Raw genomic sequence first — 26,479 nt, forward strand, 5'->3', positions numbered from 1 at the left:
TTTAGTTTTCAAAGTTCAACATCGCGTTTCAGCGACTTTCATAATATATCATAGTATATTATTTTCGTCAACAAGTTTTTTTCGATAACTTGTATCTCTCATTTGCTGACTCTGCCTATTATATACACTTTACTATTGCTATGCAAGTATTATTATAAAAAAATAAGAGGGGGAGAAATCCCCCTCTTATTCTTCAGAAGAAACCTCTTCGCTAATTTCTTCTTCTTCTTCATCCTTTTGTGCTTTTGCTACTGTCGCTACCTCTTGCTCATCCCCTAATCGAATTAGACGAACACCTTGTGTATTACGCCCCATTTGAGAGATTTGATCAACTGGCATACGAATAATAACACCCGCTACTGTAATTAACATAATGTCTTCTTCACCTGTTACAGACTTAACCGCTACTAATTTACCGTTCTTGTCTGTAATGTTACAAGTCTTCAGACCTTTACCACCACGACTCTGTAGTCGATACTCTTCAACCGGCGTACGCTTACCATACCCGTTCTTCGTTACGATTAAGACATTCGTATCCTCTTCAACAATTTCCATACCTACTACTTGGTCCTCTTCGCCTAGTGTAATAGCTTTTACACCAGCTGCATTACGGCCCATAGAACGTACATCCTGTTCATTGAAGCGAATTAACATACCGTTGCTTGTCCCTACGATAATATCTTTATCACCAGATGTTAAACGTACAGAAATTAATTCATCTTCTTCACGAAGCGAAATTGCAATTAAACCGTTCGTACGTATATTTGCAAATGATGAGAGCGGCGTTCTCTTAGAAATACCTTGTTTCGTTGTAAAGAATAAGAACTGGTCGTCACCAAATTCACGAATTGGAATAATAGCGTTGATCCACTCACCCTTATCTACCCCTAATAGATTAATAATTGGTATGCCTTTTGCCGTACGACTATACTCTGGAATTTCATATCCTTTTGTACGGTATACTTTACCCTTGTTTGTGAAGAATAAAATATGATCATGAGTAGACGTTGTTAATAAATGTTCAACAAAGTCATCATCATTCGTACCCATTCCTTGTACACCACGTCCCCCACGGTTCTGTGTTTTGTACGTAGAAGCCGGTAACCTCTTAATATAACCATTATGAGTAAGTGTAATTGCGATATTTTGTTCTGGGATTAAATCTTCATCCTCTATAGCTTCCATACCGCCAATTGTAATTTCCGTTCTTCTCTTATCATTAAAACGATCTTTTACTTCAGCTAATTCCTCGCGAATAATTTCAAGAACTTTTTCTTCGTCTGCTAAGATTGCTTTTAACTCCGCAATTATCTTCATTAAGTCTTGATATTCTTGTTCGATTTTTTCGCGCTCTAATCCGGTTAAACGTTGCAAACGCATATCTAAAATCGCTTGCGCTTGTTTCTCACTTAATCCGAAACGTTCCATTAAACCTTGTTTTGCAATATCAGCTGTTTTTGAACTACGGATTAAAGTAATAACTTCATCAAGATGATCTAAAGCAATTCGTAATCCTTCTAAAATATGAGCACGCGCTTCTGCTTTCTCTAATTCATAAGCAGTACGTCTACGAATTACTACCTTTTGATGCTCTAAATAATAATATAGATTTTGTTTTAAATTCAGGACTTGTGGCTCTCCATTTACAAGAGACAACATATTAATACCAAAACTTGTTTGAAGTGCTGTATGTTTATATAGATTATTTAATAGTACATTGGCATTGGCATCACGACGTACTTCCATAACGATACGCATACCATTTCGGTCCGATTCATCACGTAAATCTGTAATACCTTCAATTTTCTTATCACGAACTAATTCTGCAATCTTTTCAATTAATCGCGCCTTATTAACTTGATAAGGTAGTTCTGTTACGATAATAGTTTGTTTACCATTTGCTCTCTCTTCAATTTCAACTTTAGCACGAAGTATAATAGAACCGCGACCTGTTTCGTAAGCTCTTCGAATTCCACTTCGCCCTAAGATTAAACCTGATGTTGGGAAGTCTGGTCCAGGAATATATTCCATTAATTCCGCGATAGTGATATCAGGGTTATGACTTAATGCCAACACACCATCAATTACTTCTCCAAGTTGATGCGGTGGAATGTTTGTTGCCATACCAACCGCAATACCCGTCGTACCATTGACTAATAAGTTAGGGAAACGCGCTGGTAATACAACTGGTTCTCTTTCAGAACCATCATAGTTATCTTGATAATCAATTGTATTCTTTGTAATATCGCGTATTAATTCCATAGAAATCTTAGACATTCTTGCTTCTGTATAACGCATTGCTGCCGCTGAATCTCCATCAACAGAACCGAAATTACCATGTCCATCAACAAGCATGTAACGTTGACTAAAATCTTGCGCCATACGTACCATTGTTTCATAAACAGCTGAATCACCGTGCGGGTGATACTTACCAATTACTTCGCCGACAATACGCGCCGACTTCTTATATGCTTTATCAGCTGTAATTCCTAAATCATTCATCGCATATAAAACCCTACGATGAACCGGCTTTAATCCATCACGAACATCTGGTAATGCACGAGACACGATAACACTCATTGCGTAATCTAAAAATGAGGTACGCATTTCATGACTAATATTAATTTCTCGAATTCGTGCTTGTTGTTGATTGTCTGACATCAACGAGCACCTCCTCTTACATTTCCGTTACACATACATTGATTTATATGTAGAAGACAGGAATACTTAGATTCCTGTCATTACTCACTTAAATATCAAGGTTTTTCACGTATTTTGCATTTTCTTGGATAAAGTTACGACGCGGCTCTACTTTATCACCCATTAAAATTTCAAATGTTTCATCCGCTTCAATTGCATCTTGAAGGGAAACTTGAAGTAATGAACGTACTTCTGGGTCCATTGTCGTCTCCCACAGCTGAGTTGGATTCATTTCCCCTAGACCTTTATAACGCTGAATCCCAGGCTTAGGTTGAGCTGGTAATTCAGCTAGTATTTTTTCAAGTTCTTTATTGTTATAAGCATATTGAATTTTTTTACCTTGTTGTACTTTAAACAACGGTGGCTGCGCGATATATATATAACCACACTCAATGATTTGACGCATATAACGATAGAAGAACGTTAATAATAGGGTACGAATATGCGCACCATCAACATCGGCATCTGTCATAATAATAACTTTATGATATCGAGCTTTTTCAATATCAAAATCCCCACCAATATTTGTACCTATTGCTGTAATAATTGTACGAACTTCATCATTTGATAAAATCTTATCTAAACGTGCCTTCTCAACGTTAATAATTTTACCCTTCAGTGGTAAAATCGCTTGGAAATGACGATCGCGTCCTTGTTTTGCAGATCCGCCCGCAGAGTCACCCTCCACGATATAAATTTCGCTAATTGCTGGATCTTTAGAAGAACAATCAGCTAGCTTCCCTGGTAAACTTGAAACTTCTAGAGCACTCTTTCGGCGCGTTAGTTCACGCGCCTTTTTAGCCGCTACACGTGCACGCGCTGCCATAGTCCCTTTATCTATAATTTTACGTGCAACATTGGGATTTTCTAGTAAGAACTTTTCAAATGCCTCTGAGAATACAGACTCTGTAATCGTTCTCGCTTCACTATTTCCAAGTTTCGTCTTTGTTTGTCCTTCAAATTGTGGATTTGGATGCTTAATTGACACGATTGCCGTTAAACCTTCACGAACATCTTCACCAGTTAAATTACTATCCGCATCTTTTAAAATATTATTTTTACGACCATAATCGTTAATTACACGTGTTAGAGCAGTCTTAAAACCTACCTCATGTGTACCGCCTTCATACGTATGAATATTATTCGTAAATGAATAAATATGATTTGTATAGCCTTCGTTATATTGAAGAGCAACCTCAACTTGAATCCCATCTTTTGAACCGTCAACATATACAGGTTCTTCATGAATCGGTTGTTTTGAACGATTTAAATGTTCAACATATGATTTAATTCCACCTTCATAATGGAATTCTTTCTTTTGCTTATGTTCACGCTTATCTTCAATTGTTAATTTAATATTACGATTTAAAAACGCCAACTCACGCATACGAGTAGCTAATGTATCAAATTCGTATTCTGTCGTCTCTGTAAAAATTTCTGCATCTGGCTTAAAGCGTGTGATCGTTCCTGTACGATCAGTTTCACCTATTACTTTTAAATCCGCAGCCGGGATCCCACGTTCATACTTTTGATAGTGTATTTTTCCATCTCGATGTACAAATACCTCTAATTCTGTTGATAAAGCATTTACAACAGATGCACCTACTCCATGCAAACCACCGGAGACTTTATAACCGCCACCGCCAAATTTACCACCGGCATGGAGTACCGTCATAATAACTTCTACAGCAGGACGTCCCATTTTCTCTTGAATACCAACTGGGATACCACGACCATCATCTGTTACAACAATACTATTATCTTCTTCAATACTGACATTAATTTCATCACAATATCCCGCTAAAGCTTCGTCAATACTGTTATCAACTATTTCCCATACGAGGTGATGAAGACCTTTTCCACTTGTAGAACCGATATACATACCAGGACGCTTACGAACCGCTTCCAGCCCTTCTAACACCTGGATCTGACTTTCATCATATGCATTTTCCTGCATTTGCTTTTGTTCCATTGACACAAAGATCACCTACTTTTCCATTTAAACAGAAATTATTTCCTGTCTATTTCACAATCTACCGTGCCGTTCGTTACATGAATTGTTTTCGCTTCTTTCAATGTTTCGTGTTCAATTCCGTCGACACTCGTCGTTGTCACAAAGGTTTGTACTTTTCCTTGAATTGTATTTAGCAGATGCGATTGGCGATAATCATCTAATTCTGATAACACATCATCTAGTAAAAGGATTGGATATTCCTTAACCTCTGAGTATATCAATTCAATTTCAGCCAATTTCAGGGATAGTGCGGTTGTTCGTTGTTGTCCTTGTGAACCAAAGACTTGAACATTTTTACTATTAACGAAGAATTGTAAATCATCACGATGAGGACCGAGTAAAGTTGTACCACGGAAAATTTCACGTTGTTTCACAGATTGAAAACTTTCATAGTATACTTCTTTTATTTTCGACAAATCCATTGATTCTGATACATCTACACTTGGTTTATAAACGATTTCTAACTCCTCTAATCCCCTGCTAATTCCGCGATGAATTGGAGCAGCCCATTCTTGTAGTAAATGCAAAAATTCAAAACGTTTCCGCAAAATTTTTGCACCATGCTCAATAAGTTGAAGTGTAAATACATCCAACATCGTTTCCTCATTTTTACTATTCCCTTGCATCTTCTTAAGTAAATGATTTCGTTGCGTGAGTACCTTTTGGTATTGACTTAATTCATACAAATAGACTGGAGCTATTTGTCCAAGTTCCATATCCAAAAAGCGTCTTCGTACTTGAGGGCTTCCTTTTACAAGATTTAAATCTTCTGGGGCAAACATAACAACATTCATTTCACCAATATACTGGCTCAATTTTTGTTGTTCTAACTGATTTAACTTTGCCTTTTTACCTTTTTTTGAAATATTTAATTCTAAGGATAATGAGCTATTTCGCCTTTGTAATCTACCTTTTATATTACCATAATCCTCATCCCAACGAATGAGTTCACGATCGTTCGAAGTTCTATGGGATTTCGCCATCGCCAATACATAAATAGCTTCCATCAGATTCGTTTTCCCTTGCGCATTTTCACCAATAATTACATTGACTTTATCCTCAAAGGAAAGCTCCAAATGCTCATAATTGCGATAGTTTTTTAATTGTATTTCTGTAATAAACAAAGGGATCCCCCTTTATGCCTGAACTTGGAAAGTTCCGCTTCCCGGAATTTCAACAATATCATTTGCATATAACTTTCGGCCTCTTCTATTTTCAAGTTCTTGATTCACGTATACTTCATATTCTTGTAAGAACCATTTCACAGCGCCACCTGTATCAATTACATCAGCTAACTTTAAAAATTGTCCTAGTGTAATGTATTCTGTTGAAATCTTAATAAGTTTCATAAAATCGCTCACTTTCTGAAAGTGTTCATTCTTTCATTGTACTAAATAAACTAGCATTAGGAAAGTAATACCCTACAAATCAAATAAGGGTCACTAGTACCTTTACACTAGCAACCCTTAATCCTTACTTAGTAAGTACGGACTGGTAAAATTAATTGGATAATGGAATTATCATTTACTGTACGAATTAAGAACGGTCTCATCGCCCCAGTAAAACTAACTTTAATTTCTGTACTATCTAGAGCTTTTAATGCGTCCATCATATATTTTGCACTAAAAGATATTTTTAATTCTTCTCCATCTACATTTTCACATTGAACCTCTTCTACTACTTTTCCGATTTCTGGTGCATTTGAAGAGATCTCTAACATCTGTTGTTCTAATGTTGATAATTTAACAACGTTGTTACGACCATCTCTTGCTAATAGCGACGCACGATCAATCGCTTGTAAAAATTCTTTTGTATTTACAAAAATATCAGTTTTACTTTCAACTGGAATTAAACGCGTTGTATCTGGATAATTTCCTTCTAATAATCTTGAGAAGAATAATAAATGTTTTGTACGGAATAATACTTGATACTCCGTAATAACGATATCTACCATTTCTTCAGACTCATCTAGAATTTTACTTAATTCATTTAGGCTTTTACCAGGAATAACAACATTTGATTGAAATTCCTCAGTAATATTATACCCTTCGATTTTCGCTTTACGAAGTGCTAGCCTATGACTATCTGTTGCAATGCAAGTTAGCTCGCTGTTATATACCTTCCAGTTTACACCTGTCAAGATCGGTCTTGTTTCAGAACTTGAAACTGCAAATACTGTTTGACGAATCATGTGCTTTAGTAAATCTGTTGGAATCTTAAATACATGATGTTCTTCGATTTGTGGTAATAACGGATATTCAGCAGCATCTAAACCATTTAAGTTGAACTCTGATTTCCCAGATTTTATTTTTGTCATAAAATGATTTTCCACAGAAATTTCGACAGTTTCTTTAGGTAATTTTTTTACGATCTCACTAAAATATTTTGCTTGTAAAATAATACTTCCTGATTGTTCAATTTCCACAATTTCTTTTCCAGCATCTTCGACTGGGATAAATGATTCGATAGAGATGTCTGCATCACTACCTGTTAAAGTAACTCCTTCTTCAGTTGCTACAACTTTAATCCCTGTAAGAATTGGAATTGTGGTACGAGAAGAAACTGCCTTCATTACATCTTGTACACTTCTTACAAGATAGTCTTTTTGTATTGTAAAACGCATAACGAAAAACCTCCGGTAAGTATAAGATTTTATTTATTTAATAAAGATAAAAAAGTAGTAGTAATAGTAATAGGGCTTGTGGATATGTGGATAACACTGTTTAAAGATGTAAAAACAGTCTATCTACATGTGGATAGACTGTGCGTAAAATAAGCTAAGTTATTCACACTATTCAGCTACTACTATTTTAAAATATCCTTAACTTCTTCAACGTGTTTTTGTAATTGAGTATCCGTTTTTAATAGCTTCGAAATTTTTTCGTGAGCATGGATTACTGTTGTATGATCGCGGCCACCAAATTCTTCACCTATTTTTGGCAAAGATGAGTCCGTAAGTTCACGTGATAAATACATCGCAATTTGGCGAGGGAATGCAACGGATTTTGTCCGTTTTTTTGCTTTGAAATCTTCTAACTTTACTTGATAGACGCCCCCAACAGCCTTTTGAATATCAGAAATAGAAATAATTCTAGGTATAGAGTTTGGAATAATATTTTTAAGCGCTTCAGCCGCTAAATCAGCATTCATATCTTTATTAATTAAAGATGAATAAGCTACAACTCGAATAAGTGCACCCTCTAGTTCACGAATATTTGAATCGATTTGATTTGCAATATAAAGCATAACTTCATTTGGTATATCAAGACCTTCTGCTTTCGCTTTTTTACGTAAAATTGCGATTCTAGTTTCTAAATCTGGTGGCGTAATGTCCGTAATTAACCCCCATTCAAAGCGAGAACGAAGGCGATCTTCTAAAGTTGGGATTTCTTTTGGTGGTCTATCGCTTGAAATCACAATTTGTTTACTTTCTTCATGTAACGCATTAAATGTATGGAAAAACTCTTCCTGTGTTTGTTCTTTTCCAGCAAGAAATTGAATATCATCTATCAATAAGACATCTACATTACGATATTTATTACGAAAATCGACAGCTTTATTATCACGAATTGAGTTAATAAATTCATTTGTAAATTTTTCAGATGATAAATATACAACTTTTGCATTCGGATTGTGTTCAATTACATAATGCCCAATTGCGTGCATTAAATGTGTTTTTCCAAGTCCAACGCCCCCGTAAATAAAGAGCGGATTATAGGCTTTAGCTGGTGCCTCAGCTACAGCTAAAGAAGCAGCATGTGCAAAACGATTACCAGAGCCAATAACAAATGTATCAAATGTATATTTTGGGTTTAACATACTCTGTGGTAAGTGATTAGACTCATCATGTGCGTGTTTTTGCTTAACAGAAGGGAGATCTATATCCTCTTCTGCCTGACTTTGGGGAATGATAAAACGAATAGCTAGTTTTGCCCCTGTTAAATCATAAAGTGTTTCGGAGATTAGTTCCGAATAATGAGATTCTAGCCAGTCACGAGCGAATTCATTTGGAGCTGTAATAGTTAATACATCTTTTTTTAAGTTATGAGCAGTTGTTGACTTTAACCAGGTTTCATAACTTGGCTTGCTTACCTTTTTTTCTAATTCTTTTAAGGCACTATTCCATAAATCAGAGATATTTTCCAAAGGTGTCCCTCCTTTACAAAGATGGTAAAAGAATAAGGTTGCGCAACAATTGTACAACCTGTAAATATTTCTAATGCATATTTATACGAAACGTATTTTAAAATATAAAAACGTCGTTAGTATCCGAGATAGAGTTTTCGACAAAATAACATATGTGGACAACTATTTACCCACATGTGATTTAAACTATCCACATGTTATACACAAATTGTGGATAAAATAAAGGTGTGGAAAACTTATTCAAAGTGAAAACACAACTATAATATCAAAAAAAAGCAGCTATAGCAATGAATTTAAGAAAGTTATCCACAAAATCAATACCTTGTGGAATAAACTTGTCCACAATACGATATACTGTGTAAAAGTAAAAAAAGAGTTTGTGGATACAAAAAAGAGAAAATAAATTTATCCACAAGGAAATATAGGGACTGTGAAAAAGTGTGTGAATAGGTTAAAAATGAATATTTGATGAAAATTTCGAGAACCATTGACATTTTCCTATTTGATTTACTATAATTTATTAGACTGTCTTTAACAGATATTCCTCAGGGAGGTGTCATATAATGAAAAGAACTTACCAACCAAATAAACGTAAGCGCAGCAAAGTACATGGTTTCCGCAGCCGTATGAGCACAGCAAACGGACGTAAAGTGCTAGCAGCTCGTCGTCGTAAAGGAAGAAAAGTATTATCTGCGTAGACCACTGATCGTTCAGTGGTCTTTTTTTCTAATAATAATGAGTTTCCGCTGATGAAATACAGGAGTGTCAAATGATATGAAGAAAAAAAATCGTATAAAAAAGAATGATGAATTCCAGGCTGTTTTCCAAAAAGGTCAATCGAATGCCAATCGCCAGTTTGTTGTATACAAATTAGATAAAGAAAAACAGCCGCATTTTCGCATTGGTCTTTCTGTTAGTAAGAAAATAGGAAATGCAGTAGTGCGTAATCGAATTAAGCGTATGATCCGCCAATCGATTATAGAATTAAAAGATGAGATAGATTCTGGAAAAGATTTTGTTATAATAGCAAGGAAGCCTTGTGCAGAGATGACATATGAAGAGTTAAAGAAAAGCTTAATTCATGTCTTTAAACGCTCTGGTATGAAAAGAATAAAAAAGTAGCGTAAGGAAATGAATTACACTATATACATACCGAAACAAGGAGGAGCAGGCTTTGAAAAAGAAAATAGGTTTATTAGCCATGGTTATTATGTTAATGGCAATCGCTACCGGCTGTAGTGAAACAAATCAGCCGATTACACCGAAAAGCACTGGGATTTGGAATGAATATTTCGTATACCCGCTTTCTCAGTTAATCACGTATTTTGCAAATTTATTTGGCAGTAATTATGGTTTAGCAATCGTTGTTACAACTCTTATCATTCGTTTTGCATTATTACCATTAATGATTAAACAAACGAAGAGTACGAAAGCAATGCAGGCGTTACAACCAGAAATGGTGAAATTAAAAGAAAAGTACAGCTCAAAAGATCAAGCAACACAACAAAAATTACAACAAGAAATGATGCAGTTGTACCAAAAAAATGGTGTAAATCCATTAGCAGGATGTTTACCAATATTTGTTCAGATGCCTATCCTATTCGCTTTTTATCATGCGATTATGAGAACGGCAGAAATTAGTAAACATACATTTTTATGGTTTGATTTAGGACAGGCAGATCCTTACTATATCCTTCCAATTGTTGCGGCTATTACGACTTTTATTCAGCAAAAGCTTGCAATGGCAGGAACGGCTGGGCAAAATCCGCAAATGGCAATGATGATTTGGCTTATGCCAATTATGATCTTAGTCTTTGCAATTAACTTCCCAGCAGCACTATCATTGTACTGGGTAGTTGGTAATATCTTTGGTATCGCTCAAATGTATCTGATCAAAGGGCCTGAAATTAAGGCTAGTAAGGCAGGAGGATCAAGCAAGTGAGTATAATTACTGCTAAAGGACAAACAGTCGAGCTGGCAGTACAAGATGCTTTAAGACAATTAAATGTTTCGAAAGATCGAGTAGATATAAATATTATCGATGAGGGTAAGAGGGGATTCCTAGGTTTATTTGGGAATCGCCTCGCTGTAGTAGAAGTTGTATTGAAAAAAGATCCAATCCAAGAATGTGAAGAATATTTAAAAAATGTTATTCAAAATATGGGTGTGGAAGTTGAGATTAGAAAAATTGTAAAAGGACGCGAAGTTGAATTTACAATTTCTGGTGAAAACATTGGTGTTTTAATTGGAAAAAGAGGTAATACGTTGAATTCTTTACAGTATTTAACAAAACTTGTTGCGAATCGTAATACAAAGCAATATATTGGTATTACACTGGATGCTGAAAACTATCGTAGTAAAAGAAAAACTACGTTAGAATCTCTTTCTTATCGATTGGCAAAACAAGTAGTGAGTACGAAAAAAAGAGTTGTTCTAGAACCAATGCCTTCTTTTGAACGAAAAATTATTCACCAAGCATTATCTAATCATCAAAATATCATTACAACTTCTGAAGGGAAAGAACCACATCGGTATGTTGTAATATCTTCCAAGTGACCGGTTACTCAATTGAGTGCCGGTTTTTTTGAGGAGAAAATAAATGTGGATAACTAAAAAACACTAGATTTATCCACTGTGAATAAGTTTAGTGTTTTTTACATAAGGACATAATAAAATGAGTTATTATTCTTTTGTAGATAGGTTCGTTATGGTATCCTAATAATTTAGTGACGGAAAAAATTCATGTTGAAATAGAGATAAATAAGCAAGTGAGGTGAAAGGACATGGAATTTGATACAATTGCCGCAATTTCCACAGCACTTGGGGAAGGTGCAATTGCCATTGTTCGAGTAAGTGGGGATGATGCGATTGAGAAAGTCGATCGTATTTTTAAAGGGAAGGATTTAACACAGGTTTCTTCTCATACAATTCATTATGGTCATATTGTCGATTTAGATACAAATCAAGTTATTGAAGAAGTTATGGTATCCATTATGCGTGCACCAAGGACTTTTACGCGTGAAAATATAGTAGAAATTAACTGTCATGGTGGGCTTGTTTCGGTAAATAAAGTATTACAGCTTATTTTAGCACAAGGAGTACGACTAGCAGAGCCTGGTGAATTTACAAAACGTGCTTTTTTAAATGGACGTATTGATTTGTCACAAGCGGAAGCTGTTATGGACTTAATCCGCGCGAAAACAGATCGTGCTATGAATGTAGCGATTAACCAAATGGAAGGACGATTATCTAAATTAATCGGCCATCTGCGTCAAGAAATATTAGAAACATTAGCTCATATTGAGGTGAATATAGATTACCCAGAATATGATGATGTAGAAGAGATGACGCATAATATTTTAATTGAGAAAGCTACACATGTCCGTGCTGAAATTGCAAAGATATTAGAAACATCGAAGCAAGGAAAGATTTTACGTGAAGGCATTTCTACCGCGATTATCGGTAGACCTAACGTTGGGAAATCATCGCTATTAAATAGTCTTGTTCAGGAGAAAAAGGCAATTGTAACTGATATTGCAGGAACAACTCGTGATGTTATTGAAGAGTACGTTAATGTGCGTGGTGTACCACTTAAACTTATAGATACAGCCGGAATTCGTGAAACGGAAGATATTGTTGAAAGAATTGGTGTAGAGCGTTCGAAGGAAATGATGAGCCAAGCAGACTTAGTGTTAATTGTAGTGAACTATAGCGAGGCTTTAACAAATGAAGATGAGGATCTATTCCGTGCCGTACAAGGAAAAGATTTCATTGTCATTGTAAATAAGACAGATTTACCGCAAGAAATTGATATGGAACGTGTTACAGATTTAGCGGTAGGCAATCGTGTTATTACAACATCTTTAATTGAGGAGCAAGGAATAGATGAGCTTGAAAAGGCAATAGCTGATTTATTCTTTGAAGGAACAATTGATTCTGCGGATATGACATACGTGTCTAATGCGAGACATATCGGATTGTTAACACAAGCAGGAAGAACAATTAATGATGCAATTGAAGCGATAGAAAATGGTGTTCCGATTGATATGGTTCAAATTGATTTAACAAGAGCGTGGGAAATACTTGGTGAAATTACTGGTGATACTGTCCATGAAAGCTTAATTGACCAATTGTTCTCTCAATTTTGTTTAGGAAAATAAAGTAAAACTTTAATCAGAGATGATTTAGTAAGATAGAGGTTATTAGGAGGAATAAACAATGGGATACAATGCCGGTTCATATGATGTCATAGTAATCGGTGCAGGTCATGCAGGATGTGAAGCTGGTCTTGCGGCAGCACGAATGGGCTCAAAAACATTAATGTTAACAATTAACTTAGATATGGTAGCGTTCATGCCATGTAACCCTTCTGTTGGTGGACCAGCAAAAGGGATTGTTGTTCGTGAAATTGATGCATTAGGCGGAGAAATGGGACGCAATATTGATAAAACACATATTCAAATGCGTATGTTAAATACGGGTAAAGGACCAGCTGTACGTGCGCTTCGTGCACAAGCTGATAAATTCTCTTACCAGCATGAGTTAAAGAAAACAATTGAAGAAACACCAAATTTAACGTTGTTTCAAGGTTTGGTAGAGCGTTTAATTGTTGAAGATGGTGTATGTAAAGGGGTAATTACACAAGCTGGTGCTGAATACACAGCGAAAACAGTTGTAATTACAACGGGAACATTTTTACGTGGTGAGATTATTATGGGAGATTTAAAATATTCAAGTGGTCCAAATAATCAGCAACCATCTATTACGTTATCTGAACACTTAGAGGAACTTGGTTTTGATCTTGTTAGATTTAAAACAGGTACACCTCCCCGTGTAAACAGTAATACGATTGATTATAGTAAAACAGAAATTCAACCAGGTGATGATAAGCCACGTGCTTTCTCTTTTGAAACGACAAAATTTATTATGGATCAAATTCCATGTTGGTTAACGTATACAAGTACAGAAACACATCGTTTAATAGATGAAAACTTACATCGCTCAGCTATGTATTCTGGTATGATTAAAGGAACAGGGCCTAGATATTGCCCTTCAATTGAAGACAAGGTAGTAAGATTTAACGATAAACCACGTCATCAAATTTTCTTAGAGCCAGAAGGACGTAATACGCAAGAAGTATATGTACAAGGCTTATCGACGAGCTTACCAGAAGATGTACAGCGTGCAATGCTTAGAACAATTCCTGGCCTGGAAAATGTTGAAATGATGCGTACGGGTTATGCGATTGAATATGATGCGATTGTACCAACTCAACTATGGCCAACACTTGAAACGAAAAAAATTAAAAATTTATATACAGCAGGACAAATTAATGGGACTTCTGGTTACGAAGAAGCGGCAGGACAAGGGCTTATGGCTGGAATTAATGCAGCGTGTCGTTCTTTAGGTAAAAAAGAAGTTATTTTAGGTCGCGCTGATGCATATATTGGTGTCTTAATTGATGATCTTGTAACGAAAGGCACAAATGAGCCATACCGTTTATTAACGTCTCGTGCAGAATATCGCTTATTATTACGCCATGATAATGCAGATCTTCGTCTAACTGAGGTTGGGCGTGAAATTGGTTTAATTAAAGAAGATCGTTATGAGAGATTTACAAATAAAAAACTACAAATTGATCAGGAAAAGGAACGGTTAGAGAGTATTTTTATTAAACCGCGTCCTGAAGTTCAAGAATTAATTCGTAGTATTGGTGGAAGCGAATTGAAAGATGGAATACGTGCAAGTGACTTATTACGTCGTCCAGAGATGACATATGAGCATATTCATCTTTTAGTACCAAGTGAATTAGAATTAAATGATGAAATTACAGAACAAGTTGAAATTCAGATTAAGTACGAAGGATATATTGAGAAGTCTTTACAGCAAGTAGAGCGTATGAAGAAAATGGAAAACAAAAAAATTCCTGTGGATATTGATTATGATGCGATTTCTAGCCTTGCCTCAGAAGCGAGACAGAAATTGAAAGATGTTCGTCCGCTTTCGATGGGGCAAGCTTCACGTATTTCTGGCGTAAATCCAGCGGATGTTTCCATTTTGCTTATTTACATTGAACAAGGAAAAATTGCACGAGTATCGAACCAATAACATAGTAAGGAGATATTGCTAGATGAACATAGAACAATTTCAATCTATGCTAGAAGAGAAGGGTATTTCCCTCTCTTCTAGACAGTTAGAGCAGTTCGAAATCTACTTTGAAACGTTAGTAGAGTGGAATGAAAAAATGAACTTAACGGCTATTACGGAGAAAGAAGAAGTATACTTAAAACACTTTTTTGATTCTGTTACAGCGGCTTTTTATTATGATTTTTCGAAACCATTTTCTATTTGTGATGTTGGAGCAGGAGCTGGATTCCCAAGTATCCCTTTAAAAATCTGTTTCCCGCACTTAAAAGTAACAATCGTAGATTCATTACAAAAACGTATTAATTTCTTAAATCACTTAGCGCAAAAGTTAGAATTAAGTGATGTTGCATTTTGTCATGATCGTGCTGAAACATTTGGAAAAAAAGAAGGTGTACGTGAAGCATACGATATTGTAATGGCACGTGCAGTTGCACGTCTTTCTGTATTAAGTGAGCTATGTTTACCACTTGTAAAAGTAGGGGGAACATTCATTGCAATGAAAGGTGCAGCGGCGAACGAAGAAATCGAAAATGGAAAATATGCTTTAGAGGTACTTGGCGGAGAATTGAAAGAAATGTCTACGTTCCAATTACCGTTTGAAGAAAGTGAGCGTAATATTTTATTAATCGAGAAAAAGCGCAAGACACCAAAGAAATATCCACGCAAACCGGGAACGCCCAATAAATTACCTATTGAAAAATAAATCTTATTAGACGTAAGATTAAATTATATAAATGAAAACGTAAATGTTTCATAGGAAACATTTTATGTAGAACAGTCAATAGGCCTAAAAGGTGGTGGAATATGTATGAAAAATACGTTTTCTCGTTTATTTGGCTTTGGAGATAAAGAGAGCGAATTCGAATTACAAGACGAAAGCCATGAAGAAATAGCTAAAAAGGTATATGAAGAAATACAGGAAATTCCGATAGTAAACATTACCCCTAACCGTTATCAACCACGGACAGTTTTTGACGATGCACGTATTGAGGAGCTAGCATTAACGATCCGTACACATGGGCTTATCCAGCCGATTGTTGTGAGACAGTATGAGGATGATAAGTACGAGATTATTGCCGGGGAAAGGCGTTTCCGCGCAGCAACAAAGTTAGGGTGGGAAAAAGTTCCTGCAATAATAAAGAATTTAAATGATACTGAGACAGCTTCTGTAGCGTTAATTGAAAATTTGCAGCGTGAGGAATTAACAGCAATTGAGGAAGCTGTGGCATATCAAAAGCTGATTGAGTTACATAATTTAACACAAGAAGCATTGGCACAACGACTTGGAAAAGGACAATCGACAGTCGCAAATAAATTGCGATTATTAAAATTGCCTGAAGAAGTCAAAAGTGCATTATTAGAAAAAAGTATTACAGAACGGCATGCTCGCGCCCTTATTCCTTTGAAAAATGAGGAATTACAACTGAAGGTTTTACAAGAGATTGTGGAGAAGCAATTGAATGTAAAGCAAACAGAAGAACGAATTGCAAAGTTACTAGAAGAAGTAAAACCAAAGCGCAAAGCGAAGCAAAAAGCAGTAAGTCGAGATGCGAGAATTGCCATGAACACAATTAGACAATCATTACAAATGGTTGCTAACAGTGGTTTGAATGTTAATTCTGCGGAAGAAGAGTTTGATGAATACTATCAAATTACGATTAAAATTCCGAAGAAAAAATAAGTACGTGCTAGAGACCTTATCCTATTGGAGAGGTCTCTTTTACTATATTTTCTTGTTAAAGCAAGAAGGAGTTTAGAAATAAATTTTGAAGTTTAATAAGGACGTAAAAGAAAAATTTTTATTTCATGTTACAATAAACATAATTGTTTCTAGAATAAGAAAGGTTGAAAGTAGGTGACATCATGGGAAAAATCATTGCTATTGCTAATCAAAAAGGCGGTGTTGGAAAAACAACAACATCCGTTAATTTAGGGGCTGGATTGGCACAAGTAGGAAAAAAAGTCCTTCTCGTAGATATTGATGCTCAAGGAAATGCAACGACTGGTGTAGGGATTGAAAAGTCTGAATTAGATCAATGTATTTATAATGTTCTTGTCGAAGATGCAGATGTTCAAGGTGTTATACGGAAAACCGCAACTGAAAACTTAGATGTTCTACCCGCTACAATTCAATTGGCTGGTGCTGAAATTGAATTGGTACCAACCATTTCCCGGGAAGTACGCTTGCAAAGAGCATTACAGCCAATTCGTGATGAATATGAGTATATTATTATTGACTGTCCTCCATCCTTAGGATTATTAACGATTAATGCATTAACAGCAGCAGATTCTGTTATTATTCCTGTACAGTGTGAATATTACGCGCTGGAAGGGTTAAGTCAGCTATTAAATACAGTTCGACTTGTGCAAAAGCATTTAAATAAAAATTTAGCAATTCAAGGTGTATTGTTAACGATGTTGGATGCTCGTACAAATTTAGGAATTCAAGTTATAGATGAAGTGAAAAAATACTTTAGGGATAAAGTATATCGTTCGATTATTCCTCGTAATGTTCGCTTAAGTGAGGCACCAAGTCATGGAAAACCAATTATGCAGTATGACGCTAAATCAAGAGGAGCAGAAGTATATTTAGATTTAGCAGAGGAAGTGATTGCAGGTGGCTAAGGGATTAGGAAGAGGAATCAATGTGTTTTTTCCAGATTTAGATGTGAAAGAAGAAGAAACGATTCAGGAGATTATCGTAACTGAATTAAGGCCGAATCCATATCAACCACGTAAACATTTCAATAAAGAAGCGATTCAGGAATTAGCGGCATCTATTAAAGAGCACGGTATATTGCAACCGTTAATTGCTCGAAAGAGTATTAAAGGATATGAAATAGTTGCGGGTGAAAGAAGATATCGTGCTGCTAAAGAGGCCGGACTTGAGAAGGTGCCTGCTGTCGTAAGGCAATTAAATGAGCAACAAATGATGGAATTTGCTTTGCTTGAAAACTTACAACGAGAAGATTTAAATCCTATGGAAGAGGCAATGGCATATCAGATGTTAATGAACGAGCTAAATGTGACACAAGAACAATTAGCAAAACGTCTTGGTAAAAGCAGGCCTTATATCGCAAATTATACTCGATTGTTAAGCCTCCCTTCATTCGTTCAAGATATGATTGCAAACGGTCAGCTTTCAATGGCTCATGGAAGAACTTTACTTACAATAAAAGATGAAGAACAGTTGAAATCTTTATTGAAGCGAATTGAAAAAGAAGGACTGAATGTTCGCCAATTGGAACAAATTGTCCAGGAAATTAATCAACGTGTTTCACGTGAAACACAACAAGTGAAAAAAGAAAGAAATATATTTTTTGTAGAGCGTGAAACATTTTTAAGAGAAAAGTTTGGTACGGATGTAAAAATCAAAGAAACGAAAAAAGAAAAAGGTAAAATCGAAATCGAATTTTTTAATAAAGAAGATTTAAATCGAATTTTAGAATTATTATCAAAGGGAAATTAAAAAGCAAACCATCTTATTGTTTATAGATGGTTTGCTTTTTTTAATGCAGATAATTTTTGGTCTGTTTCTTTTATACTTTGTGCAATTACATCAGCCATCTTCATGACTAAACTTAGTCGTGTATTTTGAAGTACGAAAAACTCCATGAAACCATTTAAATTTACGATGCCATGAATATGCAGATCACCAATTTCAGGTAATTTCTTATTCATCGCAGCTCCAGGTTTACTGGGGCCCTTTCCGGTAGTTATAGAACCGATACTTTGAGATTTTCCTAAACATGCATCAACAGCAATAATAAAGGAAGTAGGGTTTTCTTTCTGTATATTCCGAATTTTCTCTTCTAAGTTTAGTGCATGTATTGGTTCGTCTAGTGTGCCGAATACTTGAAGGTTTTTGATTTCAATTTGTTCTAGTTTAGTACCAACTAATGGACCAAGTGCATCACCGGTGGAACGGTCTGTTCCGATACAAACGAGAATGAGTGGCATATTAGTCTTAATGGGAATATGGGAAAGTAAGAAATTACTGATTGTCTCAGAGGCTTCTAAGTCATGATGCATAACATTTTGAGTTTCTTTTTCAAAAAAAGGTAAGCGAAAACTTCTAATATTCATGAAGCACCCATCCTTTTAATAAATTTTCACAATATGTTATATGGTGTCTGAAATGGAAAATTATAAGTGCATACTTTTTGCAAACTGTGAATGAAAACAGAAATAATAGTACTAGTATATATATATTCGTTTCATTTTATACCTGAATGGAAGTTAACAAATGGAATTAAAGACATAAATTTTTTTCAGAAATCAGAGAGAGTTCTGATACAATAATAAGGATAACTAAAAAGAAATTTTAGCTGGAGAGGTAGAGGGACATGGATTTAGCGTTGAAATGGTTTCAGTCCATTGATTGGACGAATATAGGTGTGAAATCACTAAAAATAATCGTTATTTTAATACTTGGTGCAATCGTTGTGCGAGTTGCGAGGGCAATTGTACGAAATGCGTTTCGTATGGGAAGCCGTTCGCCGATTCAAATTTCAGAACGTCGTACAGTTACGGTAGCGAAGTTGCTTGAAAATATTGTGGCATACGTTGTTATGTTCATTATGTTAATTGCAATTTTAGGTGTGTTTGATATTAATGCGTCAGGTCTATTAGCCGGTGCTGGGGTAATTGGTTTAGCAGTCGGTTTTGGTGCACAAAGTTTAGTTAAAGATGTTATTACAGGATTATTTATTTTGTTAGAGGATCAATTTTCAGTAGGTGATTATGTAAGGATAGGTCAATTTGAAGGAACCGTTTTGGAAATAGGACTACGTACAACGAAGATGAAGAGCTGGACAGGCGAAATTCATATAATACCAAATGGTAGTATTGTACAAGTAACGAACTTTTCCGTTAGCAATAGTGTAGCATTTGTTGATGTATCTATTTCTTATGAAAGTGATATAGTACGAGCGGAGCAAGTTATTGAAGATTTATTAGTTGAATTACCAGAAAAATATGAGAAGATGGTAACAACACCTCAATTGCTAGGTGTTCAAACATTGGCAGCGTCTGAAGTTGTATTACGTGTTATTGCTGAAGTTGAGCCGATGCAGCATGCAGTTATTGCGAGGGCTCTTCGCAAAGAGATTAAAAATCGTCTTGATTTACATGGGATTGAAATTCCATACCCACGTATGGTTTTATATAGTCGCGAAGAATTAGTTAGTGAAAAAGCAATTTAATAGTGGGAGGGATTTGGAGAATGGAGCAAAAGCAATATAACTTGTACGATGTTGTGGAAATGAAGAAAGCCCATCCATGTGGTGAAAATCGCTGGAAGATTATTCGTATGGGAATGGATATCCGCGTTAAGTGCGAGGGGTGTGACCATTCGGTAATGATTCCTCGAAGAGAGTTTGATCGTAAGGTAAAAAAAATACTTGTGAAACATGAAGAATAGTGAAAAAGCAACAGCTGTAGTAGACAGCCGTTGCTTTTTTTCATTTGGTGGAAACTTGTCATTTTTTTCGTTACTATCTATAATGATGAAAGATTGAGACATAGGAGTGAAAAATATGGGATTAACGGCTGGGATTGTTGGATTACCTAACGTAGGGAAGTCCACTTTATTTAATGCAATTACACAAGCAGGAGCAGAATCTGCGAACTATCCATTCTGTACAATCGATCCAAACGTAGGGATTGTAGAAGTACCAGATGAGCGTTTAAATAAATTAACGGAATTAGTAGAACCGAAAAAAACTGTTCCAACTGTATTCGAATTTACTGATATCGCAGGTATCGTAAAAGGTGCGAGTAAAGGTGAAGGGTTAGGAAATAAATTCTTATCTCACATTCGTCAAGTAGATGCAATTTGCCAAGTTGTTCGTTGTTTTGAAGATGAAAATATTACGCATGTTTCAGGAAAAGTAGATCCAATTGATGACATTGAAACAATCAACTTAGAGCTAATCTTAGCGGATTTGGAATCTGTTGATAAACGTATCGAACGAGTTGCGAAGTTAGCAAGACAAAAAGATAAAGAAGCTGTATATGAGCATGAAATTTTAGTTCGTTTAAAAGAAGCTTTCGAAGAGGGAAAACCAGCTCGTACTGTTGAATTTACAGAAGAGCAAATGAAGATTGTTAAAGGCCTTCATTTACTTACAACGAAAGAAATGCTATACGTAGCAAACGTAAGTGAAGATGATATTATGGATCCTTCTGACAATAAATATGTACAAATGGTAAAAGAATTTGCAACAAATGAAAATTCACAAGTAATTGTTGTATGTGCAAAAATCGAATCAGAAATTGCTGAGTTAGATGAGGAAGAGAAGAAAGTATTTCTTGAAGAACTAGGTATTGAAGAATCTGGTTTAGATCAATTAATTCGTGCTGCATATGACTTATTAGGACTTGCTACTTACTTCACAGCTGGTGTGCAAGAAGTACGTGCATGGACGTTTAAACAAGGTATGAAAGCACCACAATGTGCTGGTGTTATTCATACGGACTTTGAGCGTGGATTTATTCGTGCGGAAACAGTTTCTTATGATGATTTAATGACAAATGGCTCTATGACAGCTGCAAAAGAAGCTGGTAAAGTACGTTTAGAAGGAAAAGAGTATATCGTAAAAGACGGAGATGTTATGCACTTCCGCTTTAACGTTTAATTTAATATTTCCTAGGAAAAATAAAGATATGAACTTGGCAAATATATTATATGTTTGCCAAGTCTTTTACGTATTGGTGAGTTGATTCATATAACTTACTATGATATAATCTAAACTCGTGAGTAATTACTATAAATTAATTGCTCCTTGCCCATTATGGGCCGTTTAGACCAAAAGGAGGTGAAAGTGTAATGAGAAAGTACGAAATTATGTACATCATTCGTCCTGGCGTTGAAGAAGAAGCTCAAAAAGCTTTAGTTGAACGTTTTGCAGGTGTTTTAACAAACAATGGTGCAGAAATCATTAACACGAAAGAGTGGGGTAAGCGTCGTTTAGCTTACGAAATCAACGACTTACGTGAAGGTTTCTACATGATCTTAAACGTGAACTCTAACGCAGAAGCGATTAACGAATTCGACCGTTTAGCTAAGATCAACGAAGATATCCTTCGTCATATCGTTGTTAAAGAAGAAGAAAAATAATTAAGATATATAGGGAGAGTGGTTCGATTGATGAATCGTGTTATCCTCGTTGGTCGTTTAACTAAGGACCCTGACTTACGTTACACGCCCAATGGTGTTGCAGTAGCTACTTTTACGTTAGCTGTGAATCGCGCATTTGCGAATCAACAAGGTGAGCGTGAAGCTGACTTTATTAATTGTGTAATATGGCGTAAACAAGCAGAAAACGTGGCAAATTATTTGAAAAAAGGTAGCTTAGCAGGCGTAGACGGACGTCTTCAAACTCGTAATTACGATGGACAAGATGGTAAACGTGTATATGTAACAGAAGTTCTTGCGGAGAGCGTACAATTTTTAGAGCCGCGTAATGGCGGTGGGGAGCAACGTGGTTCATTCAATCAGCAACCATCAGGAGCTGGTTTCGGTAACCAAAGCTCTAACCCATTTGGTCAATCTAGTAATCCGGGTAACTCAGGTAACACTGGTAACTCTGGATTTACGAAGAATGACGATCCATTTTCGAATGTTGGTCAACCGATTGACATTTCGGACGACGATTTACCATTTTAATGGTATGAATCGGATATTTTTAACAAAGAATGGAGGGAATAGACATGGCAGGACGCAAAGGTGGACGTGCGAAGCGTCGTAAGGTGTGTTTCTTCACATCTAACGGCATCACTCGCATTGACTATAAAGATGTTGATTTATTAAAACGTTTCGTTTCTGAGCGTGGTAAAATTTTACCTCGTCGTGTAACAGGAACAAGCGCGAAATACCAACGCAAACTTACAGTTGCAATTAAACGTGCTCGTCAAATGGCACTTTTACCATATGTTGGTGAATAATAGCGTATGAAATGCACAGTAGAGTCGGACTCTACTGTGCATTTTGCTATGCTTTTCTTTTTTTGAGAGAGAGGTTAGATGATGAAAAATACAAGATTTATTACTGAGGGTGCTGCGTTATTGGCTACATATGCTATTTTGTTACTTGTATCTAGGTATGTTCCGATCTTAGATACAATGGTAACGTTTGTGTTGCCGTTACCATTTATATTATTAACAGTAAGACATAAACTATCTAATATACTCGTGATTTTTGTAGCGGCACTTTTTATTACAGTTATTGTGAGTCAGCCGATTGGTCTCATAAAGACAGTGATGTTTGGGTTAATAGGTGTCGTATTAGGATATATGTATAAAAAAGGGAAAAAACCAGTGGAGATATTGATAGCTGGAACGCTTGCGTATTTAATTGGTATAATGCTCATTTATGTTGGAAGTATAAAATTTTTCAACATAGATTTAATGAAGCAAATGCAAAATATATTTAGTGAAAGTGTGGCGCAAAGTGAAAAGATAGCAAATGCTGCTGGTATGCCAGTTAGTAAGGAACAAAAAGAGTTGCTTGCACAAATGAATGATATATCACAAACGTTACTTCCAAGTATACTTGTGCTAGTTTCTGTATGTTTTTCTTGGATTACAGTGCTAATATCCGGTAGTGTTTTGAGAAAGTTAAAGCACGACGTTACACCTTGGCCTAAATTTAAAGATATACAATTGCCAAAGAGTATTGTCTGGTATTACGTCATATTTATTTTGTTAGCAACTTTTATAAAAGTAGAACCAACATCATATTTACATATGGTATTTTCTAACCTATATGTAATCTTTGCTTTGCTGCTCGTCTTGCAAGGGTTAACGTTTATCACCTTTTTAGCACACAGAAAAGGTTTTACGAGAGGTATTCCTATTATTAGTTTTATTGTATGTATGTTTATTCCAATGCTGTTTCCTCTTGTGACAATCTTAGGTATAATTGATTTAGGGATTTCATTGCGTTCTAAAATAGGGGAATAAAATAATATTCCTTACACTATTTTAATTTGTTTAACTAACTGGAAGGTGAGTTAGTTTTACTTTATAGGAGTTGTATACATGCCTGAATTTTATAAGAAACAGTGGTTTTTATATCCTGTTTACGTATTGGCATTTTTTGTGTTGGTGCTAATCTCGATTCTTTGTTATTTCCACTTAATTATGGGGATATCTTCCTTTTTTGTTTTTAGCATCGTTTTCTTTTTAGTTATACGATTTGAACTTACCTTTCAAAGGAATTTTGAAAAGTATACGACAGATATGATTACTAGGGTAAAAAAAGTGAGTAACGAAGCATTCAACCAGATGCCAATTGGTATATTGTTATACAATAAGGAGTATGGGATTGATTGGGCAAATCCTTACTTGTCTTCATGTTTGGGGCAACACGCATTAGCTGGGTGGCATCTGTACGATGTATCAGAAACATTACTCCTTTTTATTAAAGGAGAGACTTCTGATGATATAGTATCTTTAAATAGTCGGAAGTTCCGTGTGTTTGTAAGGAAAGAAGAAAAACTAATTTATTTTTTTGATGTAACTGAGCAAACAGAGATTGAAAAAATGTATGAGGATCAGCGCACTGTTTTGGCTGTTATTTATTTAGATAATTACGATGAAGTTACACAAGGGTTAGATGATCAATTACGTACGAATATAACAAGTCTTGTGACGTCACGTCTAAATGAATGGGCCGTTAAGTATGGTGCATATTTGAAACGTGCATCTTCAGAAAGATTCTTCGTTGTACTAAATGAAAGTATTTTAGCGCAAATGGAGAAAGGGAAATTTAGTATTTTGGATCAAGTGCGTGAAGAAACGTCAAAAAGGAATATACCACTTACATTAAGTGTTGGTGTTGGCTCAGGTGATTTACCTTTATCGGAGCTTGGAGCGATGGCTCAATCTGGTTTAGACCTTGCATTAGGACGAGGAGGAGACCAAGTAGCTATTAAACAAGCAACGGGTAAAGTTAAGTTTTACGGTGGCAAGACGAACCCGGTCGAAAAGCGTACTCGTGTACGTGCTAGAGTTATTTCGCATGCATTAAAGGATTTAGTATTAGAAAGCAGTAATGTCATTATAATGGGGCATAGAGCCCCTGATATGGATGCGATTGGTGCAGCGATTGGTATTTTAAAGGTAGCTCAATTAAATGAGCGCAAAGGATATATTGTATTAGATGAAAATGATTCTGATAAAGGAATCAAACGTTTGATGGATAAAGTGAAACAAAATGAAGAGTTATGGTCACATTTTATTACACCAGGGCAAGCGATGGAATTTGCAAATGATGATTCATTACTTGTTGTTGTTGATACGCATAAACCTTCAATGGTGATGGATGAAAAACTGTTACATAAGATTGAAAATGTAGTAGTTATTGACCATCATCGCCGTGGAGAAGATTTCATTGAAGATCCATTACTTGTTTATATGGAGCCATACGCTTCTTCAACGGCAGAGCTTGTTACAGAGTTACTTGAGTATCAACCGAAAAATTTAAAGATGACCATGTTAGAAGCAACGGCATTGTTAGCTGGTATTATTGTTGATACGAAAAGTTTTACATTCCGTACAGGCGCTCGTACATTTGATGCCGCTTCTTATTTACGCTCGCATGGCGCAGACACTGTACTTGTACAAGAACTTTTAAAAGAAGATATGGGTCAGTATTTACGAGTTGCAAAAGCCATTAAAAATGCGTACATTTATAAAAATGGAATTGCGATTGCTAAAGTTGATGGTGATGAATATTATGACCAAGTACTTATTGCACAATCAGCAGACACATTATTGACAATGACAGGTATCATTGCATCATTTGTTATTGCAAAACGTGGAGAAAATTTCATTGGAATTAGTGGTAGATCTTTAGGTGAATTGAATGTACAGCTAATTATGGAAAATTTAGGAGGTGGCGGGCACTTAACAAATGCAGCCACACAAATGAAAAATGTTACAGTAGATGAAGCGGAGGAGAAGCTTCGATTTGTTATTGATGACTATTTACAGGGAGGCACACAATCATGAAAGTAATTTTTCTAAAAGACGTAAAAGGTAAAGGTAAAAAAGGAGAAATAAAAAACGTACCAGACGGTTATGCAAATAATTTCTTACTAAAACAGGGGTTAGCTGCCGAAGCGACAAACAGCAGTGTGAAAACTTTAGATGCTCAAAAGCGCAAAGAGGAAAAAGATGCAGCAGCAGAGCTTGAAAATGCAAAACAATTAAAAGAAACACTAGAGAAATTAACTGTAGAATTAAAGGCAAAATCTGGAGAAGGTGGCCGTTTATTTGGTTCTATTACAAGCAAACAAATTGTAGATGCAATGCAAAAATCACACAAGATTAAACTTGATAAACGTAAATTTGAAATGGACGATGCAATACGTGCATTAGGTTATACAAACGTCACTGTAAAATTGCATCCGCAAGTAACAGCGGCAGTAAAAGTTCATGTTAGTGAACAATAAAAATAAATTGAGC

General features: G+C 35.7%; 26 protein-coding genes. 19 read left to right on the forward strand and 7 right to left on the reverse strand.

Going from position 1 to position 26,479, the window contains the following annotated elements:
• Nucleotides 1-186 precede the first annotated feature (186 nt).
• The 6 genes from gyrA to dnaA all read right to left on the reverse strand — a co-directional run bounded on the left by gyrA (nt 187) and on the right by dnaA (nt 8,860).
• Entirely contained in the window at nt 187-2,661 is a 2,475-nt protein-coding gene (gene gyrA / locus V7038_RS17295; protein WP_002113241.1) for a DNA gyrase subunit A, read from the reverse strand.
• Between the two features lie 88 nt (nt 2,662-2,749).
• Nucleotides 2,750-4,672, reverse strand: coding sequence for a DNA topoisomerase (ATP-hydrolyzing) subunit B (gene gyrB, locus V7038_RS17300; protein WP_033714071.1), 1,923 nt, complete (start codon nt 4,670-4,672; stop codon nt 2,750-2,752).
• A gap of 38 nt (nt 4,673-4,710) precedes the next feature.
• A complete protein-coding gene (gene recF, locus V7038_RS17305; protein WP_002113239.1) occupies nt 4,711-5,838 on the reverse strand; it encodes a DNA replication/repair protein RecF in 1,128 nt (375 codons plus the stop codon).
• Between the two features lie 12 nt (nt 5,839-5,850).
• A complete protein-coding gene (yaaA, locus tag V7038_RS17310) occupies nt 5,851-6,063 on the reverse strand; it encodes a S4 domain-containing protein YaaA (RefSeq protein WP_002016484.1) in 213 nt (70 codons plus the stop codon).
• A gap of 128 nt (nt 6,064-6,191) precedes the next feature.
• Nucleotides 6,192-7,337 carry a DNA polymerase III subunit beta gene (gene dnaN, locus V7038_RS17315; protein ID WP_335471088.1) on the reverse strand — a complete coding sequence of 382 codons (1,146 nt, stop codon included), beginning with the start codon at nt 7,335-7,337 and terminating at the stop codon, nt 6,192-6,194.
• 182 nt (nt 7,338-7,519) lie between these two features.
• Nucleotides 7,520-8,860: a chromosomal replication initiator protein DnaA gene (gene dnaA / locus V7038_RS17320; RefSeq protein ID WP_002016481.1), complete on the reverse strand. Its 1,341-nt coding sequence runs from the start codon at nt 8,858-8,860 to the stop codon at nt 7,520-7,522.
• 563 nt (nt 8,861-9,423) lie between these two features.
• Here dnaA and rpmH point away from each other — a divergent pair.
• From rpmH to spo0J, 10 genes are all read left to right on the forward strand, one after another.
• The gene (gene rpmH, locus V7038_RS17325; protein WP_000831901.1) at nt 9,424-9,558 is read left to right on the forward strand and encodes a 50S ribosomal protein L34; all 135 of its coding nucleotides are present in this window, start codon (nt 9,424-9,426) and stop codon (nt 9,556-9,558) included.
• Nucleotides 9,559-9,634: 76 nt separating this feature from the next.
• A complete protein-coding gene (gene rnpA / locus V7038_RS17330; protein WP_002089963.1) occupies nt 9,635-9,982 on the forward strand; it encodes a ribonuclease P protein component in 348 nt (115 codons plus the stop codon).
• Nucleotides 9,983-10,034: 52 nt separating this feature from the next.
• Nucleotides 10,035-10,802: a YidC family membrane integrase SpoIIIJ gene (gene spoIIIJ / locus V7038_RS17335; RefSeq protein WP_002113235.1), complete on the forward strand. Its 768-nt coding sequence runs from the start codon at nt 10,035-10,037 to the stop codon at nt 10,800-10,802.
• A complete protein-coding gene (gene jag / locus V7038_RS17340) occupies nt 10,799-11,416 on the forward strand; it encodes an RNA-binding cell elongation regulator Jag/EloR (protein WP_002113234.1) in 618 nt (205 codons plus the stop codon). Before spoIIIJ ends, jag begins: the two co-directional genes overlap by 4 nt.
• A 227-nt stretch (nt 11,417-11,643) precedes the next feature.
• Nucleotides 11,644-13,020, forward strand: a complete 1,377-nt coding sequence (gene mnmE, locus V7038_RS17345) for a tRNA uridine-5-carboxymethylaminomethyl(34) synthesis GTPase MnmE (protein WP_002034990.1) — start codon at nt 11,644-11,646, stop codon at nt 13,018-13,020.
• Between the two features lie 58 nt (nt 13,021-13,078).
• Nucleotides 13,079-14,968, forward strand: a complete 1,890-nt coding sequence (mnmG, locus tag V7038_RS17350) for a tRNA uridine-5-carboxymethylaminomethyl(34) synthesis enzyme MnmG (RefSeq protein ID WP_199675500.1) — start codon at nt 13,079-13,081, stop codon at nt 14,966-14,968.
• 22 nt (nt 14,969-14,990) lie between these two features.
• Complete coding sequence (gene rsmG / locus V7038_RS17355) at nt 14,991-15,710, forward strand: 16S rRNA (guanine(527)-N(7))-methyltransferase RsmG (protein WP_002089956.1); 720 nt, start codon at nt 14,991-14,993, stop codon at nt 15,708-15,710.
• Between the two features lie 105 nt (nt 15,711-15,815).
• Nucleotides 15,816-16,688 (forward strand): nucleoid occlusion protein, encoded by an 873-nt coding sequence (gene noc, locus V7038_RS17360; RefSeq protein ID WP_002113232.1) that lies wholly within the window; start codon nt 15,816-15,818, stop codon nt 16,686-16,688.
• A gap of 182 nt (nt 16,689-16,870) precedes the next feature.
• The gene (gene soj, locus V7038_RS17365; RefSeq protein ID WP_002113231.1) at nt 16,871-17,632 is read left to right on the forward strand and encodes a sporulation initiation inhibitor protein Soj; all 762 of its coding nucleotides are present in this window, start codon (nt 16,871-16,873) and stop codon (nt 17,630-17,632) included.
• Nucleotides 17,625-18,476 carry a stage 0 sporulation protein Spo0J gene (spo0J, locus tag V7038_RS17370; protein WP_171902578.1) on the forward strand — a complete coding sequence of 284 codons (852 nt, stop codon included), beginning with the start codon at nt 17,625-17,627 and terminating at the stop codon, nt 18,474-18,476. Before soj ends, spo0J begins: the two co-directional genes overlap by 8 nt.
• Nucleotides 18,477-18,496: 20 nt before the next feature.
• Here the strand turns inward: spo0J and yyaC are convergent, their stop codons facing one another.
• Entirely contained in the window at nt 18,497-19,093 is a 597-nt protein-coding gene (gene yyaC / locus V7038_RS17375) for a spore protease YyaC (RefSeq protein ID WP_002113230.1), read from the reverse strand.
• A gap of 260 nt (nt 19,094-19,353) precedes the next feature.
• Between yyaC and V7038_RS17380 the strand changes: the two genes are divergently transcribed.
• The 9 genes from V7038_RS17380 (at nt 19,354) to rplI (ending at nt 26,466) form a co-directional block, all read left to right on the forward strand.
• A complete protein-coding gene (locus V7038_RS17380; RefSeq protein ID WP_002113229.1) occupies nt 19,354-20,211 on the forward strand; it encodes a mechanosensitive ion channel family protein in 858 nt (285 codons plus the stop codon).
• A 20-nt stretch (nt 20,212-20,231) separates the two neighbouring features.
• Nucleotides 20,232-20,429, forward strand: coding sequence for a DUF951 domain-containing protein (locus V7038_RS17385; protein ID WP_000436054.1), 198 nt, complete (start codon nt 20,232-20,234; stop codon nt 20,427-20,429).
• 115 nt (nt 20,430-20,544) lie between these two features.
• Nucleotides 20,545-21,645: a redox-regulated ATPase YchF gene (ychF, locus tag V7038_RS17390; protein WP_002113228.1), complete on the forward strand. Its 1,101-nt coding sequence runs from the start codon at nt 20,545-20,547 to the stop codon at nt 21,643-21,645.
• Between the two features lie 191 nt (nt 21,646-21,836).
• Nucleotides 21,837-22,127, forward strand: a complete 291-nt coding sequence (rpsF, locus tag V7038_RS17395) for a 30S ribosomal protein S6 (protein WP_001233781.1) — start codon at nt 21,837-21,839, stop codon at nt 22,125-22,127.
• 27 nt (nt 22,128-22,154) lie between these two features.
• Entirely contained in the window at nt 22,155-22,676 is a 522-nt protein-coding gene (gene ssb, locus V7038_RS17400) for a single-stranded DNA-binding protein (RefSeq protein ID WP_002113227.1), read from the forward strand.
• 44 nt (nt 22,677-22,720) lie between these two features.
• Nucleotides 22,721-22,954, forward strand: coding sequence for a 30S ribosomal protein S18 (gene rpsR / locus V7038_RS17405; protein ID WP_000918874.1), 234 nt, complete (start codon nt 22,721-22,723; stop codon nt 22,952-22,954).
• A gap of 81 nt (nt 22,955-23,035) precedes the next feature.
• Nucleotides 23,036-23,971: a YybS family protein gene (locus V7038_RS17410; RefSeq protein ID WP_335471096.1), complete on the forward strand. Its 936-nt coding sequence runs from the start codon at nt 23,036-23,038 to the stop codon at nt 23,969-23,971.
• A gap of 78 nt (nt 23,972-24,049) precedes the next feature.
• Nucleotides 24,050-26,023, forward strand: a complete 1,974-nt coding sequence (locus V7038_RS17415) for a DHH family phosphoesterase (RefSeq protein ID WP_002113224.1) — start codon at nt 24,050-24,052, stop codon at nt 26,021-26,023.
• Nucleotides 26,020-26,466: a 50S ribosomal protein L9 gene (rplI, locus tag V7038_RS17420; protein WP_002113223.1), complete on the forward strand. Its 447-nt coding sequence runs from the start codon at nt 26,020-26,022 to the stop codon at nt 26,464-26,466. Before V7038_RS17415 ends, rplI begins: the two co-directional genes overlap by 4 nt.
• Nucleotides 26,467-26,479: the final 13 nt, after the last annotated feature.

It is taken from the genome of Bacillus sp. JJ783, assembly GCF_036963225.1.
Lineage (GTDB): Bacteria > Bacillota > Bacilli > Bacillales > Bacillaceae_G > Bacillus_A > Bacillus_A cereus_U.

Coding starts and splice junctions, on each gene's coding strand:
- gyrA (WP_002113241.1), bottom strand. CDS start 2,661: ATGTCAGACAATCAACAACAAGCACGAATTCGAGAAATTAATATTAGT.
- gyrB (WP_033714071.1), bottom strand. CDS start 4,672: ATGGAACAAAAGCAAATGCAGGAAAATGCATATGATGAAAGTCAGATC.
- yaaA (WP_002016484.1), bottom strand. CDS start 6,063: ATGAAACTTATTAAGATTTCAACAGAATACATTACACTAGGACAATTT.
- dnaN (WP_335471088.1), bottom strand. CDS start 7,337: ATGCGTTTTACAATACAAAAAGACTATCTTGTAAGAAGTGTACAAGAT.
- rpmH (WP_000831901.1), top strand. CDS start 9,424: ATGAAAAGAACTTACCAACCAAATAAACGTAAGCGCAGCAAAGTACAT.
- rnpA (WP_002089963.1), top strand. CDS start 9,635: ATGAAGAAAAAAAATCGTATAAAAAAGAATGATGAATTCCAGGCTGTT.
- mnmE (WP_002034990.1), top strand. CDS start 11,644: ATGGAATTTGATACAATTGCCGCAATTTCCACAGCACTTGGGGAAGGT.
- mnmG (WP_199675500.1), top strand. CDS start 13,079: ATGGGATACAATGCCGGTTCATATGATGTCATAGTAATCGGTGCAGGT.
- rsmG (WP_002089956.1), top strand. CDS start 14,991: ATGAACATAGAACAATTTCAATCTATGCTAGAAGAGAAGGGTATTTCC.
- noc (WP_002113232.1), top strand. CDS start 15,816: ATGAAAAATACGTTTTCTCGTTTATTTGGCTTTGGAGATAAAGAGAGC.
- soj (WP_002113231.1), top strand. CDS start 16,871: ATGGGAAAAATCATTGCTATTGCTAATCAAAAAGGCGGTGTTGGAAAA.
- yyaC (WP_002113230.1), bottom strand. CDS start 19,093: ATGAATATTAGAAGTTTTCGCTTACCTTTTTTTGAAAAAGAAACTCAA.
- V7038_RS17380 (WP_002113229.1), top strand. CDS start 19,354: ATGGATTTAGCGTTGAAATGGTTTCAGTCCATTGATTGGACGAATATA.
- V7038_RS17385 (WP_000436054.1), top strand. CDS start 20,232: ATGGAGCAAAAGCAATATAACTTGTACGATGTTGTGGAAATGAAGAAA.
- ychF (WP_002113228.1), top strand. CDS start 20,545: ATGGGATTAACGGCTGGGATTGTTGGATTACCTAACGTAGGGAAGTCC.
- rpsF (WP_001233781.1), top strand. CDS start 21,837: ATGAGAAAGTACGAAATTATGTACATCATTCGTCCTGGCGTTGAAGAA.
- rpsR (WP_000918874.1), top strand. CDS start 22,721: ATGGCAGGACGCAAAGGTGGACGTGCGAAGCGTCGTAAGGTGTGTTTC.
- V7038_RS17410 (WP_335471096.1), top strand. CDS start 23,036: ATGAAAAATACAAGATTTATTACTGAGGGTGCTGCGTTATTGGCTACA.
- V7038_RS17415 (WP_002113224.1), top strand. CDS start 24,050: ATGCCTGAATTTTATAAGAAACAGTGGTTTTTATATCCTGTTTACGTA.
- rplI (WP_002113223.1), top strand. CDS start 26,020: ATGAAAGTAATTTTTCTAAAAGACGTAAAAGGTAAAGGTAAAAAAGGA.